Genomic DNA, 18157 nt, shown 5'->3' with positions numbered 1-18157 from the left:
TACCTCCTGCGCCTTTACCGGAATGGGATGGCACCTTTGAATATAAAAAACAGGCTCAGAAATAAGTAAAAATATGTTGTTTGATTAGTGTTTGATTATTATTGAGGATAAACCTATGAGAGCATTTATACGATTAGGCGATAAAACATCACATGGTGGTGAAGTTATTTCGGCATCAGGTTCAGTTGTGTATGGTAAGGCAGTGGCTTTAGTCGGTGATAAAGTTAATTGCCCTAAAACAGGGCACGGTATAAATGCTATCTTGCCGGGTAAGACAAGAATAACGATGGTTGGTAGAGACGTTGCATTAGATGGATTTATCACTGAATGTGGTTGTCGGTTAATTTCAAGTCTATCCTCTGCGGGAGAAAAGTAGATGATAAGCTGGAATGTACCCAAAATAGAGTATCCCGAAGAGCCTAAAATGCCCAATATTTTATTATGGATATTAATCTGTGGTATTGTCGCATGTAGTGGTTTTTTTATCGGAATTTCTTTATCTACAAATGGCTATTTAGATCCATCTTGGGACAATATTAAACTTATTCTTCTATTCTCTATTATTCCAATGTTCTTCGTGGTACTTATTCGATTACTTGTTCATTTTATTGTTTTATTTAAATATCAGTCTAGCTGTGAAGAGTTAAATTATTGTTTTTATCAATGGAGAGTTTGGGCAGAGAAACATATTATTTTACTGACATCATCAAGGGTTTCAGAAGTTGATGAACAAAATAAAAATATTATTCTTTCTAAATTAACACCGAATAAAAACAATCAATTACTGCCTAATTTTCTTAAATTGCGCCCTTTATGGGAAAAAAGTGAAGAAATCACTAAAGCATTATTAACGCCTATATCCAAATATTACCAAGAACATCATCTCTCAACTCCTATTAAGATCCTTTGGCATGTAAATACGGAAAATAAAGAGGCTATTGAAATAGATTGGGCTCAAGTTATTCAAGAACAAGTCACCAATTTAGCGTTCAATGTTGCTAAAGTTGAACCATTACCTCAAATACATCTAACGAAATGGCTATCCAATTTATATGATGAGGCGCTAACTGATGAACTCTATATCGTTTTATCTATTCAGTTTGATGAGAATAATGTCAGTGAAGAGGCATGTTGTTTATTATTATCTTCTCCTTCATTTCCAGAATTAAAAGAGATATCAAGATATAGTAAATTACTTCGCCCAATTGTATGTGATATAGGTTCTTTATCAGAAGCTTTAGAGGCACAATCTAAATTTCAGCTTAATGGTAAGAATGCACAAGCATTATGGTGTTGCCATTTAAATGATAAGAATAAAGAAGAAGTCATCATTAATTTTATTAAGCAGAATACAGATTTCTCCTTAGAGAGAATTTTTGATACAGAAATGATATTAGGTAATGCAGGTACGGCACGATATGCCATGGCGATTTCTTTATCATCACTTGATTTACCTAATCGGCTTTTAGTTTCTCAGTTAGGGAGTAAACTCTATCTTCAGCGGATCAGTCCAAAGTAATCGTGGCGCTATTTGTTCAGACGTTCGGAAGGGCTTTTGCTATCTTAATGGCTAAATGGTAATAATAAATAATGAGAGTTTAAAGACTTTAAGAGGGGCGGAGTGAGTTATTCTTTCTTAACACAAGCAACACTCAAAAAACTGGCAACTGGCGAAATTTGGCAACAGCAAATTAATGATGAAAGTATTATTGATGTCAGCTTAAATGCAGGGCAATTAATAATTTCTCAGCCTGAAGTTGAGGAAAGCTTTATTCCTTTTAGTCAGAAACTAATAGCTTATTGTGAACAGCTTTCGCTTAAATATCCATTTATTGCGTTTACTCAGCAACAAGAATTTCATTCCACATTATTAACGGTTTTTAATCAACAAAATGAGCAATTTAAACTACAACGGCCCGTATTATTATCGTGGTGTCATGAGATTGCAAAAATCTTTAATCAAATAAAAAGTATCGAAATTTTATTTAATGACGTTGTACTCACATCCAATGGTAGTTTGATATTAACGGGTATCTCAAAGGAATTAACACTCTTTAGGCAGCAGGTTTATCAGCAAATCCCAATTGAGAGCGAACTTCATAAAGACATTATTCATATCACACTTGGGCGATTAGGTGAAAATACGTCATCAGCAGAGATGAAGCAGCTCTATGATGAGCTAGAGCAAAACCGATCATCATTAATACATCATGCGATTAATACCCCTATCATTATTCAACATCCAAAATTTGTAGTGAGCAAAGGTTCACTTTCATCTGAAGTACAACTGGGCTTAACGATGGAATTTAATCAATTATGGCCATTTCGGTGCTATTAATATTAAGTATTAAATGGCTATCCATCTTTTTATGACTAAAGTGATATGGTTAATTAGTATATAATTCAGCGATTCTTTTTATTCGGATTATGTGTTTGGATTATGAATGTCAAATATCGTGCTGATGTAGATAGATGCTAAGCGTTTATTGAGTAATAAAAAAGATGTTATTACAATCTGAATCGATAGTGAGGCTGAACTCAGAATTGTCAGGTGTAATTTTGAGTACACTGATATCATCGTAGTTTAGCTCGTTATTATCCCTATCTGAGCGCCAGTACCCATCAGTACAAAGTACCAATGTATCACCATCTTCCCAGTTAAATTTCATCTGATCTGGAGGGGTAAAGCGGCGGGCTTTTAGTACTCTTGTAAGACAGTTAGCGTAGCTATTATCTAACTGAGTAAACATGTTAACAATAATGTGAGGCTTATTAATCCAGTTGATTCCATAATGATTAATTATCCCCAACCGACAGTCACCTATATAAATAATTTCTCCATTCTTTTTCTCTAAATCAATATCAATTAGAGAATAGCTTGCAGTTTCGGTAAGATAATTAGGGACTAGTGTTTTGTGAACATTCTTAAGAAGTAATATGATGGATTCATGCTCTTGTTTTATATAGCTTGTTAATAGTGTTTTTGCCCAATATTTAGCTAAACAACTAGGCGCTTTTCCTTTACTGGATGCATCAACAATAACAGCAGAAAAATGGTTATTACTTACTCGTATAGCGACATAGTCATTATTATTTTTACGCAATGAGCCTTTTTGACTTTCCCATAAGATATTCATTAACAAGAAGTCCTAGCGATTATTGTTTCGATACGCTCAAAAATAATATTCTCACGTTGAGGACTATTGTTAGATTGGCTGCTCACTGCATATTCAAAATTACTATCATCTAGCAACAGACGAAGTTGCTCTGAAACAAATGTTTTAACGGTAATTGATGAATTACTCAGCTCGTTAAGTCATTCCTCTCGTCCATCAATTAAATTTATGATGTCCTCAATATCACGACTTGTTAATGCATCACCTTTACCTCTGCCAAGCCATGCTTCAAGCTTAGTCGCTACAAAGTAGTCTGGAGAAACGAGCTTTATTGTAATATTTTCGTTAAGTTGATACTCAAATGAATTTTCTATGGCTTCTTTATACCATCGGTTACTGAAACCAAGAATAGACTCATCATCAGGCATAATATCTACACGTAATTCATTTAGTTTCATTGCACAAATGGGAATATTATCATCCTCATCTGGGGCAACAATTTTGAATCCCCTCTCTTGTAATTTTTCCTGCAGAGCTGAATATTTTGCATAACTAATTACATGAACAATTAAGTCTACATCATCTGTATGCCGAACTTGTTCTACAGTAACTTCATCAGTTAGTAAAAGAGCTGTTGTGCACCCACCGACAAAAGTAACCTGCTTTAGCAAATCAGCTCCTAACGCGTGAGCTACTTCTATCAGCATACGATATTGTTGTTTAGCTTCCATTCTTATATTTCCTTAAATATCTTTTCCAATAAATCTGCTGCTAAACTGGCTTCACGTGGGTTTCCAAGCCTAATTGCATCGACTAGGGCAAGCATTGCATATAAATTATCATCCTGCCGAACAGCATAAGGAACAGTGTGAAATAAAGGTATTACTTTCAACCCTTTATTTTTTGCTGTTTCATCAGGCCAAACAGCGATCAAATCACCTGAGCTAAATAATTTTTCATTTAACACTGGAGCAGAAAAAGAAGTCGCGATCCCTCGTGTTAATTCTCCCATTCTGACGGGAAATACATATTTTATTCCATAAATAATGAATTCAAGTAAAGATTTCCTATTTGCCCTTGGAACATTATATTTACGATCTTTTTTAGCAAGGCCAATATCTATACATCGTTTAATAGAATCTGCTATTTGTGTTTTACCTATACCCGTTGTTTTTTCTAAGGCGCGAACGGTATAAAGGCTCTCGCGATAAGTATCAATTTCAATAAAGGCTAAGGTTTTTTTTTGTTCTAGTTTCTTCTCTTCTATAATATCCCAGTCTTGCCATGCCTTGGATTGTGTTGTTAAGTGCTCGAGACTATTTAATTGTTTTTCATGGTGTTGTAACGATATTAATTTTAGTAATAATAAAATATCTTGGCCTTTCATCTCCTCTCCTCTTAAGCGCGTCCTTTGTCCCGGGACTAGGGACACTCTGTCTTTTTTAAAGAAATAAAGCAAGAGAAATTTCAAATTAAGATGTATCGAGAAAATAGCCAGAGTTTTTACCTATCACATATTTAGCAATGAGCGAAGTTATTAGGTCAGTGATACTTTTTATTTACAAGTACATTAGATTCAATCTAAGCTAAAATTTATTAATGCATTAATTAACATTAATAATTTACAAAAAATAGATAGTTAATATCTTTGTATCTCAAAATTATTCTTTTTGTGACTAAAGCGAAATTGTTAATTGGTATATAATCCAGCGATTCTTTTTATTCGGATTATGTGTTTGGATTATGAATGTCAAATATCGTGCTGATATTGACGGTTTAAGAGCCGTCGCTGTTATTCTGGTTATCCTTTTTCATTTGGATAATCGCTTAATTCCTTCTGGATTTATTGGTGTCGATATTTTCTTTGTGATCTCGGGTTTTTTGATCTCATTGATAATTAAAACTTCATTATCACAAGGTTATTTTTCATTTCGTGATTTTTACACACGCCGATTATGGCGATTACAGCCACTTTACCTTGTTGTATTAATTGCTGTTTTACTGATGTCTGGGCTTTTTTATCTGCCTAGTGATTATCTTGATATCACAAATAGCGAAAAATACGCTTCTGCTTTTCTTTCTAATAAGTACTTTGCAAAAGCAACAACCAGTTATGCTGCGCAAGATGCACTTTTTCTACCTTTATTGCATACTTGGTCTTTAGCGATAGAGTGGCAATGGTATCTTTTCTTGCCTTTTGCACTTTATTTTCTGCATAAAATCAATCATAAAGAAAAAATAAATCATTTTTATCCTATTGTATTTATTACGATAATTTCTTTTTCTTTAGTGTTTTTTTATCAAAAAGACCAACCGAAAAATTACTACTATTTTAGTACGCGGATCTTCGAATTTATGTTGGGAGCTTGTGTTGCCTACTTCCCAATAAAGATAAAACTTAATCGAAGAATAAATGATGTTATTAGCTTAATTGCGCTAGGTGTTATTGTTTGGGTTGCATTTCAAAACGATATTATTGCAGGTTATCCGAACCTTAATACGTTGTATGTTTGTCTTGGTGCTGCACTAATTATTTATACCGGACAACATGGAAGTATTATTGAAAAAATACTCTCGTTAAAGCCAATCGTGATCGTTGGGTTATTATCTTACTCACTCTATTTATGGCACTGGCCATTATTTTCTGTTGCACGCTATGTTGGTGTGTTTAATACAGAATTGCAAAAGGGATCGATGTTAGCATTAACCTTATTGCTATCGATTAGCTCTTATTTTCTGATTGAAAAACCGTTTAGAAGAAAGCGCTTAGCCTTTAAATATTCCATCACTCTCTTATTAATTATTCCTATTTTATTCGCTTTTGGGCTAAATGCATTGAATGAAAAATATCAAGGTATTGGAGCAAGGCTTGGGCAAAATTACGTTAATTTAGAAGCTAAGCTGAATCAGTTTGATTATCCTAATCGAACTAAATGTATGAATTTTGAAGCCACTGATCCCGATAAAATGTGCCATATTGGTGAAGTAGGAAGTAAGAAAAAAGCCTTTTTATTGGGTGATTCTCATGCAAATCATTATTGGGGCTTTATGGATATTTTGGGTAAAGATGCCAAGATAGATGTCTATGCACAAGCAACTTCATCGTGTATTACGCTTCCTAATATTTATCTTTATGACTGGTCTAATCATAAAAATACAGTTTATCAACGTTGTTACGATCAAACGGCGAAATATTATCAACTTATCAAGAATAGCCACTTCGATTATGTAATATTTGGGCAAGTTTGGAATAACTACGCGTCAAATCATGTCATTAATAAGATAGGTGATGTGAGAACAGTTGATGAATCTCGTCAACGCGTTGAGAAAGCAATGCGTGAAGCACTTGATATGATTATTGCCACAGGGGCTAAACCTGTTTTTATTAAAACGGTTAATTCAATGCCAAGTGATTTTATGACCTGTTTTTATGAGAATGCGAAATTAAGAAAAGATTTTGCAGATAACAACTGTAACCCAAAAAACTATAAAGGTGAGGGTAATACATGGATGAATCAGTTATTTGCTAAATTAAAACGAGATTATCCAACCTTAATTATCATCGATCCTAAAGATGTGCAGTGTGATAAAAATATCTGCTTAACGGATATAGAAGGTGTGCCGGTGTATCGTGATGTAGGACATATTACAGACTATGCTTCAACAATCTTTGGCATGATGTATTTAGAGCGTTTTGGTAATCCGCTTGCGGTAGAAAATCCCCAATAAGACAATACATCGGTCATTAATATGATGATAAAAAAGTGCGCAGTTATCTAAGATAAAGCGCACTTTTTATTTTTGAATATATTAATGATCCAAAGAAACAGAATGAACATGTTCAAGCTGTTTTAATGAGCAATAAAATTCAGGTAAGGTGATTTTTTGTCTGACTGATAATTTTAAATTTACTTCGACGCGCTCTTTTTTAATATCGCGAATAGTCAGATTTTCAATCACATCTTTATGGCTTTTTAAATACTCAATTAAAAGCGGTACGCCGCTTTCATGAGTAAATAACATGCGCACTTTAATCTTACCTAACCGTTGGTTTTTCATCTGAAATAGCACCACTTGTGGGCTAAGTTGAATCGCCATAAAAAAGAGGAAAGTCACAATCATGGCATGCCAATAAAAACCCGAACCACAGGCAATACCAACACCCGCTGAAGCCCACACTATGGCAGCGGTCGTTAGGCCTGAAATAGCATCATCACGTCGGTGTAATATGACACCGGCACCAAGAAAACCAACACCACTAATAATTTGTGCCGCCAATCTCATGGGATCACTACGAATATTATCGGAAATATTGGCGTAATATTCTGCGGATTGAATAGAAACAATGGTTAATAAACAACTGGCCACCGCAATAATGACACAGGTTTTAAAACCGACAGGTTTACCCTTTGATTCACGCTCTAAGCCAATAAAGCCGCCTAAAATAAAGGCGGCTAATAATTTAGCGATACTTGAAAGTGATAAAGGGCCAATGCTGTCAACAAACTGAATTAATGCGTCCATGGTTTGCTCCTGACGTTGGCTTATTCCTTTATTTTAAAACTACGGTGTTGCAATACTTTCTTGTGCTTTTTTATCTTCGTTATTTTTCTTTTTCGTCACATCATCTTTAAAGAAGAAGATAAAGAATATCGTGACAATGGCCGCGACAATCGATGGGTATATCCAGAATGTTGACCACTGTGGTAATGCAGCATCCCCTGTTTCTGTTACGGTTGAATTAAAGATTTGACCACAAATAGTGGAAGCAAATAATAAGCCGAAACCATTAGAGACAATAAAGCGTAAGCCTTGTGCTTGAGCACGAATTTCGGGTTTGGCTTTGCGGTCAACATAAATATCACCAGCAGTAAAGAAGAAGTCCCAACATAATCCCTGTAGCATTAATCCGATAACGATAAAATAGATCTCTGTATTTACCGCGGCATAAGAGAAAAATATTGAACGAATAATCCAGCTAACAGCCCCTAAAAGTAAGGTGATCTTGAAGCCAAATTTCAGCAAGAAGAATGACAATACAAACATAAACAGCACTTCACACGCTATCCCTATTTGCATAATAGAGGCCGCATTATTAAAACCTAACGCTTTAATAAAGACAGGAATATAAGCGGAGTACGCGGTTTTAGGGATCATTAAAATAAAGATGCTAAACATTAAGATAGCAAAGTAGCGATCTTTAAATAATGAAAGGGCATCTAAACATAAAATATCACGAGCAGAAAACGGCTTGCCTTTCGCTTTAGGTGGCGTATTCGGTAAGGTAAAGCAGTAGAAACCGAGTAAAACACCTACCGCAGACGCGATATACCAAGTCATCGTACTACCAGAGAAGCCCATTTCACCTAATATAAATCCGATAGCCATAAAACCAAACGTACCGAATACACGAATAATAGGGAAATATTTCACGCCATTAATATGGGAAAAACTAATACTATTTGAAAGTGCCGTTGTAGGATAGAACAGTAATCCAATAATAAAAATTAAGAATAATGTCATGCCACTGTTTTGTGCTTCAATAAATTGAGGAACACAAATAATGACTGCGGCGTTAATTAAGTGAAGGATGCCCATAACTTTTTGTGAAGCAAAGAAACGGTCGGCGACCATTCCAATAAATAATGGGGAGATAATGGTTGCGACACCTAATAAAGCGTAGGCATTACCAATAATGCTTGCCATACCATAGGTACTTAATACCAGTCCCATGGTCATATTCCACGCACCTTGCATGAAATATTGCACAAACATCATAATCAGTAAGCGAGAGGTTATTTTCATATTCATCATGGTTCTCCTCTTAATGTGTTTCTAGCGTTAATCCGTCGTAAGCGACGCGGATATTATGAGGAGCGCAAACAGCTTCCAATTCGTGATGAAGCAGTTTTCCACTGTGTGAAATATGTGAAACAACAATTTGTGTCTCTTGATGTAAACAACCTTGCTGTTGCAGTTTTTCTTTTGCTGCAAATACGGTTTCTAGGCTCATATGATTATCGGTACGATCTTTACCATTGAGTCCATAAGTACATTCAAAAACAACGATATCTAGGGGCTTGTTTTCTAACCATTTCCATGTTAATTCAGGGAACCAGCCAGAATCATGACCATAAAAAATAACCTTGCCCTCTTTCTCAATATGATAAACATAGCAAAGTTCCCATTTCGCATGATTAGCGAGCAATGGCGTAATTTTATAGCCATTTCTTTCGACAGTAACAAAAGGAATTAAGCAGTGAAAAGCGAAACGTTCTTTACTGTAGCCCGGTAAAACCTCAATACAGCCATTAATTGCACGATCGTTACCAAAAATATGAAGAGGATGATTAATTTCAAAACCATAACCTTCCATTCGGCTAAATAGATCGCCAACGTTAAAATGATCAGGGTGTGTATGGGTAAACAGGAGGCTTTCAAAAAGGGTAGCATCCATCCCATCACGCATTAATTGGTAACTAAAAGTAGGAGACACATCAATTAGCATGATGTCATCCACAATGGCAGAAGAGTGAGTTCTGATATCTTTCCCACCCAGTTTTCTGGCTTTCAGACAGTGTTCACAACGGCAGAAGGGATTCGGTATGCCTTCTGAGGCCGCCGTCCCTAAAAAATGAAGTTTCATAAGAAATCCCCTTATCCTATTGTTTTATTATGATTTTATTAAATTTCTGGTGTTGGCTATCTATAAGATATAGATAAATTTGAACGTTCCAATAATAAAGTGACTAAGATTGTTTGCCAATAAAGGAAGATCAGATCAGTGATCTTATTCAAATTAAATTTATTATCTTATTGATTAACATTGTTATTATTTTTAATTGATATTGATAATCATTTATTTAAGATAATTAATAAAAGGTTGTTTTATAAACGATTTTAAAATGGAACGTTCAAATTAATTATCGGTAGTCGTGATAAATAATTCAGGTATGCTAGTAAAAGCAGAAATTGAGGTGGAAAAAGGTCAATGGCAACGATTAAAGATATTGCAAAATTAGCCGGTGTTTCTCATGGGACCGTGTCTAATGTATTGAATAAACGTGGAAATGTGAGTGTTGAAAAAATTGAAGCCGTATATCAAGCCGCGAAAAAAATGGGTTATCAATTAAATACACAGGCTCAACTGTTGAGAACCAATAAAAGCCATAAAATTGCCATACTTTTACCTCAGTTAGTTTCTGAAAAATACGCTGTTTTTTTTAATGCCTTAAGGCAGTCCATTGCCTATTTTCCCGAGGTGACTTACGATCTCTTTTTAACGGATGATCTTGAAACTACGGAGTTAGAGGTATTACAAAAAATTGCGGCAGGCGGCTATAAACAAGTGATCACCATCAGCTGTCTGAAAGATGCAAATATCTATTTTGACACGTTAAAATTATCCCCTTCACAAATTGCATTTGTTTATCGCCAACCGCTTAATGCACACTGTTTTTTCACACTCGATTTTACTCAAGCGGCAGAAGCTATTTGCCAACAAGTTGCAAAAGCGACAGGTAAATTAGTCGGTATCTTTATGGGGAGTAGCGATTATGTAAATAATCAAAACTTTGCTAATGAATTACAAAGACGGCTTTCTGAGTATGCACCTAATAAAAAAAGTGTCGTCCTTTGTGCGTCAGATGAAGAGAGCTATAAGATTGCTTTTGATTTCTTTTCTATGGAGCAAATCCCAGACTTATTTATTGCCCAAGATATCGAAAAGGCACGTTATTTAACACAAGCGAGCTATTTTGGTAGTCATAATGATTGCCCGCCTATTTTTGCATTGAGTGATAATATTCCACCTGTATTAAAAGGGTTATATTACTTTCCAATGAACTACGCTCAACTTGGGTTGGAAGTAATTGATGCACTGATGCAAAAAGAGGATGAAGCCGAGATAACTGAAAGTAATGCTATTTATGTACGTAATCAAAGTGATCATCTTTATACAGCAATACCTGCCGTTATTACCTCAGATAAACAAGATTTGAGCCTTAATTTACTTATTTTGCCAAGCCCATCAACGAGTGCATTAAAAAAATTATTGCCTCATTTTTATCGCCAAACAGGGATAAAAGTTAATTTAGCAATACACCCTTACGATGAAGTTTATCAAATATTAAGTCAGCTACATTTACACCCATATTATGATTTATTGCGTATTGATATGGCCTGTTTTCCGTGGTTTGCTGAAAGAATATTACAACCTCTTGATAAAATCGGTAACGGATTAACTGACTTATTAAAAAATTTTTCGCTGCCTACTCAACAAAAATTTAGCTTGGTGAATAATACAGCGTATGCCATGCCTTTTGATGCCAGTGCACAACTTCTGTTTTATCGAAAAGACTTATTTGAAGATACTATTCTAAAAAGAATGTATTACGAAAAAACGGGTAATGAATTAACGGTGCCGATGACGTTTGAAGAGTACGATAATGTTACTCAATTTTTTACTGAACAGCATGAAGATGGACAAATAAGCCGTCCAATGGGCGCATCGACAACATTGGGCAGTGCAGGATTGATTGCAACAGAATATCTATTACGTTATTACGCGAAAGGTGGGCATTTAATAGGAAATGATAATATTCCTAGGTTATCAATGCCGTTAGCAGGTGAAGTATTAAAAGAATATTTACAGCAACTGTCGATCACCGAAAATATTTATAATAAATGGTGGAGTGAATCGGTTAGACAATTTGAGCAAGGTCATCTTGCTATGCTTATCTCTTATATGAATTTATTTAACGATGTAGCCCATAGTGATATTTTACCTAAAACAGGTTTTGCTCCAGTGCCTGGCGGTGTTCCTCAATTAGGGGGCGGTGTATTAGCCGTTTCACGTTATAGCCAAAAATCACAATATGCAGAGCAATTTTATCGCTGGCTATATTCTCCTATGGTAATGGATCACCTTATTTTATTAGGCGGAAATAGTAATCATCAAAATTTCAGCCATAACCAAGAAATTAGCCATCGTTATCCGTGGATGACATTGGCTTATCAAGAAATTAATAAGGGAATACGAGAATCATCAGTACCAAATGGCAAATTATTTAATTTACGCCAAGCTGAAATTATTATTGGTCAGGGTATTACTAATGTTGTTAATAATATTATGACAATAGAAGAAACGATCGACTATATAAATCAACGCTTATTAATCGATACGCAAGGTGAACGGTAAGGTTTACTGATTGCTGTGAAAATAGCAGGGGATGATGAAATCCCCTGTATTACACTATTACTCACCCGCCAATGCTCTTGGAAATAATAAATTGTTTTCTAAGCTAATATGATTCATTAAATCATCGATAAACTCATTAATACCATTATAAAGTACTCGCCATGTGGTGCAGGCTTCAGGGGGTGGTGTGACGTTTTTGGTAATAAATTTAATTACTTCAACAATTTCACCCGCATCATCATGCTCGTGTTCCATAACACTAATGGGCGCACCCGCTTGGCTTCCTAATCCATTTTTTATCATGGGAAAAAGAATACGTTCTTCTTTCATCATATGACTAGTCAGTTCTTCCAATAATAGTGTTAATTGACGAGCTAATCCTTTAGGGACAGTCGGTTTTGCTTCATGAACGCGTTCTACTTTTTCTGCTTGTAAAATAAGTTCCGGTAATTGTGCTCTGTGTTTGTCGTGGTAGCGAACAATAATAAAATCAATAATTTCACTTAATGGCGCTTGTCGCCAATCTTTTTCTAATGGCTGTTCTGAAAGGGCAATTAATTTATTCTCAATGTCATCAATATTGAGCCCTGCTTTTTCTGCAGATTTGCTTAATGTTCTTTTTCCTCCACAGCAGAAGTCGAGGTTATATTGACGGAATATGGCACTGGCACCAGAAATAGAGAGAGCCAGTTGGCCTAATGGTTGATCACGTAAGTTCATAGTTTCCTCGTCATACTTCAAGTTGCAGCGTTGTTGGCTTTGTTTAGAGATATCACTATTCAAGTTGTAGCGTTGCTGATTTTTTTTAGCGATATCACTGCTTAAATTAAGCAGACAGTGTTCTTAATAAAGCAAAAGCTTCTTTTACTTGCTCTTCTGTTACCACAAATGCACGTAATACGTCGTTTTCATCGAAGCCTTTAGCGATAACACCCGATTGTGTTGTATTAATATTCCAGGTTAAGTCATTACGTGCGGTCTCACCGGCAAGATGTAATGGCATTAACGGTGTTTTCACCCGAATAATCATCGGTGGTAAATTAAGAGGTGCATTGTTTTCGCCCACAAGTGATTTGGCTAAATGCATTGCACTTAATAGAATTGGCTGTAAAAACGGCAATAAATTACCATTAATTTGTGCGCAATCCCCTAAGGCATAAATATCGCTATTACTGCTTTGTAGATATTCATTCACCATAATCCCACGATCAGTATGTAAACCCGCAAGATGAGCCAATTCTATATTGGGTGTGAGTCCTGTAGCGGCAATCACACAATCAATCGTTAATTGATGATGTTGATTAAAGGTCGCTAAAATGCCGTTATCGGTTTGTGTTAATGACTGTAACGGTGATTTCAGCATTAAGCGGACACCAATTTCAGTGAGACTTGATTGCAAACGACCACTGAGATCGGAAGGGATCAGAGAAGATAATAATTGCCCTGAAATATCAGCAAGGATCACTTCTTTACCTGCCCGACTAAAATCCATCGCTAATTCAGTACCAATTAAACCCGCACCTAAAATTAATACCCGTTTAGCTTGATGAATTTGTGCTTCATAAGTGCGATATTCTTGTTGGCTATTAAGCGTAAACATTAACTCATGGCCTGAAATCGCAGGGCAATAGGTTTTGGCACCAGTCGCTAATACTAATTTATCGTAATACCACTGTTCACCTTTGGCACTCTGAATACGTTTTTCATCCGTATTAATATCAACAATTTGTGTATAAGGATAAATGGCTAGTTGATATTGTTGCGCAAAGTCTTCAGCTGTTTGTTTTGTTAGATCATCCGCATTTTGAGCCTGACTAATAACATGGCTTAAATCTGGCTTGTTATATTCATCAATGCTGTCTGAGGCAATGAGGGTAATGGGAATATCTGCATTAAATTTGCGAATATTTTTGACTAATTGGCGCGCAGCAAAGCCCGCGCCAATAATAACAATCCCATTATTGAGAAGATCTGTACTCATTTTGCCTCCTTTGCAAGCGCATCAAAGACATCTTTTCCTAATGAGCATTCAGGGCATAAGAAGCTATCAGGTACTTCACTCCAAGGGGTATTAGGTTGAACGTTTTGCATTGGTTCACCTACTGCTGGATCGTAAATCCATTGGCACACACTACATTGCATACGTGGACCCAAATCGACCGCTTCAACATCTGTGGTAACCTCAGCTTGTGATGCAGTTGTGCAACAAGGCTGAACAACAGGGAGTGGCGCTAAAGCCCATTGACGTGCAATTTCACGACCATATTCACGACAAATTTCTTGTGCTTGCATATCTGGACGCCATTTCGTTTTTAGCGCCAAGGCGGTTTCAAATCCAGCATCCATTAAGCGGGTTTGAATGCGGTCAACCGCACCACCATTCCAGCCGTAGCTACCAAACGCAGCCGCTTTTTTATTGCGAAAACGTAAGCCCGTCATCTCTTCAAGCATTGCAGCGATTTTTGGCATCATGACATTATTCATCGTTGATGAACCAACTAGTACGCCCTTAGATCGAAATGCACTAGTGATAATGTCATTTTTATCACTTTTGGCGACGTTATAGCTTTTTACAAACACATTCGGGTCAATTTCATTGATCCCTTGTGCAATGGCATCGGCCATCATACGGGTATTGTTAGACATGGTGTCATAGAAAATAGTGATACGATCTTCTTGGTAATCGGCAGCCCATTTCAGATATAGCTCAACGATTTGTGTTGGATTATCGCGCCATACCACACCATGAGAGGTCGCAATCATATCGACAGGTAAATTAAAGCCTAAAATTTCATTAATTTTCGGTGTAACAAGACGGCTAAATGGCGTCAAGATATTGGCGTAATAGCGTTGGCATTGCTCAAATAATTCCGTTTGGTCAACTTCATCGTTAAATAAACGTTCATCACAATAGTGCTGACCAAAGGCATCATTACTAAATAAAATCGCATCACCCGTTAAATAAGTCATCATGCTGTCAGGCCAGTGTAGCATTGGCGTTTCAACAAAAATCAGTTGTTTGCCATTGCCAATATCTAGGCTATCGCCTGTTTTAACGATATTAAAATTCCATTCAGGGTGATGGTGATGACCATTAATGGAATCAATAGCATTAGCAGTGCAATAAATTGGGGTATTCGGGATAAAAGACATCAACTCTGTTAATGCACCCGCATGATCTTCTTCTGCGTGGTTAATAATAATGTAATCAATTTCTTCCAGATTAATTTGAGTACGTAAGTTTTGTACAAACTCACGACTAAATTTATGGTCAACTGTATCAATCAACACCTTTTTTTCTTCACATATTAGGTAGCTGTTGTAGCTACTGCCTAATAATGTTTTGTATTCGGTGCCATGAAAGTCACGAACTTCCCAGTCACGTTGCCCAACCCAATTTACATTATTTTTAACATGAATAGCCATTTTGTGTTGTTCCTTCTCATTAATCTTTTCATAGGGATATGTATTGATATAATCAAGAAGCGTGCCAGTTTTTATCTTATTGTTTTAAAACGATTTTTGTTTTTGTGGTTATTTATATATTGTCAATATGACTATCTTTATCATGTCAAAATGACCATAATAGCGGTCATAATGACTATGAGGTGTTTTTATGGGTTTTTCTGTTGATGTGTTGGCTAAAATTGCCATTGAATTACAAAAAGATGTGGGTCACCAAGATAGATTTCAGCGACTGGTGACCACGCTTCGGCAAGTGCTAAATTGCGATGCAGCTGCGTTGCTTCGTTATGAGCCTCATCAGTTTATCCCATTAGCCATAGATGGCCTTGTGCCTGATGTATTGGGGCGTCGTTTTTTACTTGAAGGACATCCTCGTCTTGAAACTATCGCGCGAGCAGGAGATGTGGTGCGTTTTCCCGCGGACAGTGATTTACCCGATCCTTATGATGGGCTTATCCCAGATAGAGAGCATTTAAAAGTGCATGCTTGTGTGGGCTTACCGTTATTTGCAGGACAAGATTTAATTGGCACGTTAACACTTGATGGAATGGATCCTCATCAGTTTGATACTTTCAGTGATGAAGAATTACGTTTAATTGCGGCATTAACCTCTGGGGCATTAAATAATGCGTTATTGATTGAGCAACTTGAAAATCAAAATATGTTATTTACGCCCACTAATACCTTTAAGCCAACGATAAAAACAGAAATTATTGGTTTATCACCCTCTATGATGCAACTGAAAAAAGAGATAGAAATTGTTGCACCCGCAGAGATGAATATTTTAGTCAGTGGTGAAACAGGAACCGGTAAAGAGCTGGTGGTAAAAGCCATTCATGAAATGTCTAGTCGTGCAGGTAATCCGTTAGTCTATTTAAATTGCGCTGCACTCCCTGAAAGCGTGGCAGAAAGTGAGTTATTCGGTCATGTGAAAGGAGCTTTTACCGGTGCAATTAGCCATCGTAGTGGTAAATTTGAAATGGCGGATAATGGTACGTTATTTCTTGATGAAATAGGGGAGTTATCATTATCACTCCAAGCAAAATTACTGCGTGTATTACAATATGGGGATATTCAACGTATTGGTGATGATCGTAATTTACGTGTTAATGTGCGTGTATTAGCAGCAACGAATCGTGATCTATGGGAAGAAGTGTTAGCCGGAAATTTCCGTGCCGATCTTTTCCATCGGTTAAGCATTTTTCCTTTGCATGTTCCGCCATTACGAGAAAGAGATGAAGATATTTTGCTCTTAGTAGGGTATTTCTGCGAGCAATATCGTCAGCGTTTTAACCTTGCACAAGTGATTATTAGCCCTGAATTACGCCTTTATTTATTGCATTATTCTTGGCCGGGTAATGTGCGTGAATTAGAACATACTATTCATCGAGCAATCGTATTAGCGAGGGCAGGGAATAAGACAGACAGTCTTATTTTACAAGTCAGTCATTTTGCTTTAGGGACAGAAAATCTGACTCATCCAATATCACAATCGTTACCTTCAGAAGAAAAGAATTTAAAAGAAGCTACGGATGAGTTTCAACGAGATTTAATTAAACAGGCATTACTGCGTAATAACCAAAATTGGGCGGCAACAGCACGAGAATTATCGCTTGATCCGGCTAACTTACGTCGTTTAACAAAACGCTTAGGGCTAAAATCATAATAATTTAAAAAAGGAATGCCCTAACTGAAAAAAGGTAATTTGGGTGCGTGGTCCAAATTACCTTAAATAATTATGTTAGGATGATAAGTTGTTAATAAATTTCTATTTTCTGAATGCGTTCACCGTGATGGTTACCAGTTCTGTTAATGTGCTATAAAATTGGCTATATCCATTCATTTTTAATTTATTTAAATAGTGAGGTAGCCATGTGGTCAAATGAAGAGAAAGTAATTCATTAACCGCATCTTCTCTTTTTTCTGATGCCAATACGGCAGCTTGAAATAACATCAAACCGATATGATCAACAGGTTCTGGAAAAGGTGTGTTTACTTTTAAACGTTCCCGTTTTAAAAACTCACTGAGTGCAAGGGTAGAATCCCCTTGTAATAAGCCTTCAGGATCTAAATAGACTGAACCCCAAGGAGGGGCAGGCAATGCATTAGGGCCAACAAAAAGATTTTGCCATTGGGTTTTTAATTGCTCAGTCTCAATAGAAACAGAATCAATTAAACGTTCACACAAGCGGCTTTCAATTTTACAAGGCCACTGTGCTGCAAAATCTCCAGTTTTAAAAAAGTTGAGTGCAGTTTTATTGGTGTCATCATCAGGTGGGAATAAATAACAAATTCCCAATAAATTAAATGCAGCCGCATAATAAGAGAGTCTGCTCATAATTTTTGATACTTCCTTAAACAAACCCCAATTAATGAG

The 18157-nt window shown here is 36.3% G+C and carries 16 protein-coding genes; 6 read left to right on the top strand and 10 right to left on the bottom strand.

Annotation, left to right across the window (positions count from 1 at the left end; genetic code table 11):
* The first annotated feature begins 115 nt into the window (after positions 1–115).
* The 3 genes from INT04_RS17815 (at position 116) to INT04_RS17805 (ending at position 2338) form a co-directional block, all read left to right on the top strand.
* On the top strand, positions 116–376 hold the full coding sequence (locus tag INT04_RS17815; RefSeq protein WP_165122081.1) for a PAAR domain-containing protein: 261 nt from the start codon (positions 116–118) through the stop codon (positions 374–376).
* Positions 377–1519 carry a hypothetical protein gene (locus tag INT04_RS17810; RefSeq protein WP_193017425.1) on the top strand — a complete coding sequence of 381 codons (1143 nt, stop codon included), beginning with the start codon at positions 377–379 and terminating at the stop codon, positions 1517–1519.
* A gap of 102 nt (positions 1520–1621) precedes the next feature.
* Positions 1622–2338 (top strand): hypothetical protein, encoded by a 717-nt coding sequence (locus tag INT04_RS17805; RefSeq protein ID WP_193017424.1) that lies wholly within the window; start codon positions 1622–1624, stop codon positions 2336–2338.
* Between the two features lie 145 nt (positions 2339–2483).
* Here the strand turns inward: INT04_RS17805 and INT04_RS17800 are convergent, their stop codons facing one another.
* The 3 genes from INT04_RS17800 to INT04_RS17790 form a co-directional block, all read right to left on the bottom strand.
* Positions 2484–3137, bottom strand: a complete 654-nt coding sequence (locus INT04_RS17800; RefSeq protein WP_193017423.1) for a hypothetical protein — start codon at positions 3135–3137, stop codon at positions 2484–2486.
* Positions 3138–3316: 179 nt separating this feature from the next.
* On the bottom strand, positions 3317–3847 hold the full coding sequence (locus tag INT04_RS17795; RefSeq protein WP_226894170.1) for a hypothetical protein: 531 nt from the start codon (positions 3845–3847) through the stop codon (positions 3317–3319).
* Positions 3848–3849: 2 nt separating this feature from the next.
* Entirely contained in the window at positions 3850–4503 is a 654-nt protein-coding gene (locus INT04_RS17790) for a hypothetical protein (protein ID WP_193017422.1), read from the bottom strand.
* Positions 4504–4859: 356 nt separating this feature from the next.
* On the opposite strand from INT04_RS17790, the gene INT04_RS17785 reads away from it, so the two are divergent.
* Positions 4860–6845 (top strand): acyltransferase family protein, encoded by a 1986-nt coding sequence (locus tag INT04_RS17785; protein ID WP_193017421.1) that lies wholly within the window; start codon positions 4860–4862, stop codon positions 6843–6845.
* An 81-nt stretch (positions 6846–6926) separates the two neighbouring features.
* Here the strand turns inward: INT04_RS17785 and INT04_RS17780 are convergent, their stop codons facing one another.
* Genes INT04_RS17780 through INT04_RS17770 form a run of 3 tightly spaced genes read right to left on the bottom strand, consistent with a single transcriptional unit; the run spans position 6927 to position 9762 of the window.
* Positions 6927–7640 carry an MgtC/SapB family protein gene (locus INT04_RS17780; protein ID WP_193017420.1) on the bottom strand — a complete coding sequence of 238 codons (714 nt, stop codon included), beginning with the start codon at positions 7638–7640 and terminating at the stop codon, positions 6927–6929.
* A gap of 39 nt (positions 7641–7679) precedes the next feature.
* On the bottom strand, positions 7680–8927 hold the full coding sequence (locus tag INT04_RS17775; RefSeq protein ID WP_193017419.1) for an MFS transporter: 1248 nt from the start codon (positions 8925–8927) through the stop codon (positions 7680–7682).
* A gap of 13 nt (positions 8928–8940) precedes the next feature.
* Entirely contained in the window at positions 8941–9762 is an 822-nt protein-coding gene (locus INT04_RS17770) for an MBL fold metallo-hydrolase (RefSeq protein ID WP_193017418.1), read from the bottom strand.
* A gap of 345 nt (positions 9763–10107) precedes the next feature.
* On the opposite strand from INT04_RS17770, the gene INT04_RS17765 reads away from it, so the two are divergent.
* The gene (locus INT04_RS17765) at positions 10108–12315 is read left to right on the top strand and encodes an extracellular solute-binding protein (protein WP_193017417.1); all 2208 of its coding nucleotides are present in this window, start codon (positions 10108–10110) and stop codon (positions 12313–12315) included.
* Between the two features lie 57 nt (positions 12316–12372).
* On the opposite strand, the gene ytfE is transcribed toward INT04_RS17765, so the two are convergent.
* The 3 genes from ytfE to norV form a co-directional block, all read right to left on the bottom strand.
* Positions 12373–13035 (bottom strand): iron-sulfur cluster repair protein YtfE, encoded by a 663-nt coding sequence (ytfE, locus tag INT04_RS17760; protein WP_193017416.1) that lies wholly within the window; start codon positions 13033–13035, stop codon positions 12373–12375.
* 106 nt (positions 13036–13141) lie between these two features.
* Complete coding sequence (gene norW, locus INT04_RS17755) at positions 13142–14296, bottom strand: NADH:flavorubredoxin reductase NorW (RefSeq protein ID WP_193017415.1); 1155 nt, start codon at positions 14294–14296, stop codon at positions 13142–13144.
* Positions 14293–15741, bottom strand: a complete 1449-nt coding sequence (gene norV, locus INT04_RS17750; protein WP_193017414.1) for an anaerobic nitric oxide reductase flavorubredoxin — start codon at positions 15739–15741, stop codon at positions 14293–14295. The genes norW and norV overlap by 4 nt, the downstream gene beginning before the upstream one ends.
* Before the next feature lie 190 nt (positions 15742–15931).
* Here norV and norR point away from each other — a divergent pair, with 190 nt between their 5' ends.
* Positions 15932–17446 (top strand): nitric oxide reductase transcriptional regulator NorR, encoded by a 1515-nt coding sequence (norR, locus tag INT04_RS17745; protein ID WP_193017413.1) that lies wholly within the window; start codon positions 15932–15934, stop codon positions 17444–17446.
* Positions 17447–17548: 102 nt separating this feature from the next.
* Here the strand turns inward: norR and dmsD are convergent, their stop codons facing one another.
* Positions 17549–18118, bottom strand: coding sequence for a Tat proofreading chaperone DmsD (dmsD, locus tag INT04_RS17740; protein ID WP_193017412.1), 570 nt, complete (start codon positions 18116–18118; stop codon positions 17549–17551).
* Positions 18119–18157 lie beyond the last annotated feature (39 nt).

This window comes from Proteus sp. FME41 (genome assembly GCF_014897315.1).
GTDB lineage: Bacteria > Pseudomonadota > Gammaproteobacteria > Enterobacterales > Enterobacteriaceae > Proteus.
This window is presented reverse-complemented; position numbering and strand designations above follow the sequence as displayed.